The sequence below is a fragment of the Chroococcidiopsis sp. TS-821 genome (genome assembly GCF_002939305.1).
Lineage (GTDB): Bacteria > Cyanobacteriota > Cyanobacteriia > Cyanobacteriales > Chroococcidiopsidaceae > Chroogloeocystis.
Genome location: NZ_MVDI01000022.1, coordinates 1 through 1,281, shown reverse-complemented (window position 1 = coordinate 1,281; position 1,281 = coordinate 1). Strand labels below are relative to the sequence as shown.

Below are 1,281 nucleotides of genomic sequence, written 5' to 3'. Positions count from 1 at the left end.
GCACTCAAAGAACGAGCAGAAGCCAAAAATCCGATTCGCGTGGGGATGATCGGTGCAGGGTTCATGGGACGCGGCATCGCCAACCAAATCATCAACTCCGTCCCTGGAATGGAACTCGTCGCCATTGCCAACCGCAACGTCGATAAAGCAATTCGCGCCTACTCCGAAGCCGGAATTGACAACATTCGCACCGTCAGTAGCACCGATCAACTCGAACAGGCAATTCGCACAAACACCTACGCCGTCACCGACGATGCACTGCTACTGTGTCAAGCCGAGGGCATTGATGCACTGATTGAAGTGACTGGTGCGATTGAATTTGGCGCGCGCGTGGTCATGGAGGCGATCGCGCACCACAAACACGTAATTTTGATGAACGCCGAACTCGACGGCACCATCGGACCGATCCTCAAAGTGTATGCCGACAAAGCGGGAGTGATTTTAAGCGCCTGCGACGGCGACCAACCAGGCGTCGAGATGAACTTGTATCGGTTTGTGCAAAGTATCGGGTTAAAACCACTGTTGTGCGGCAATATCAAAGGACTGCAAGACCCGTACCGCAACCCGACAACGCAAGCCGGATTTGCCCAGCGCTGGGGACAAAACCCGACGATGGTTACCAGTTTTGCCGATGGCACAAAAATCTCGTTTGAACAAGCGATTGTCGCCAATGCCACAGGGATGAAGGTGGCACGACGCGGGATGCTGGGTTACAACTTCACGGGTCACGTCGATGAGATGACGTCGATGTACGACATTGACCAGTTACAACAATTAGGCGGCATTGTCGATTATGTCGTTGGTGCGAAGCCCGGTCCTGGGGTGTTTGTGTTTGCCACGCATGACGACCCGAAACAGCGGCACTATCTCAATTTGTACAAGCTGGGTGAAGGTCCATTGTATAGTTTCTATACGCCTTACCACTTGTGTCATTTTGAGGTGCCTTTATCTGTGGCGCGCGCGGTGTTGTTTGGCGATCGCGTCTTGTCTGCGATCGCAGGTCCTGTGGTCGAGGTGGTGACGACGGCCAAAATTGACCTGAAAGCTGGGGAAACGCTCGATGGTATTGGCGAGTATATGACCTATGGTCAGTGTGAGAATGCGGATGTTGTGCAGGCGCAGCGCCTGTTACCGATGGGGTTGGCAAAGGGCTGTCGCTTGAAGCGCGATTTACCCAAGGATGCGGTTCTGACTTATGATGATGTGGAATTGCCTCCCGGTCGTCTTTGTGACGAGTTGCGTGCCCAGCAGGATGCTCACTTTGCTTCTCGCGTTCCTCTT

General features: G+C 53.6%; 1 protein-coding gene. It reads left to right on the top strand.

The features are described from left to right. Positions 1-1,281, top strand: a 1,281-nt coding sequence (locus B1A85_RS26420; RefSeq protein ID WP_104549094.1) for an NAD(P)H-dependent oxidoreductase, incomplete at both ends; no start/stop codon positions are given.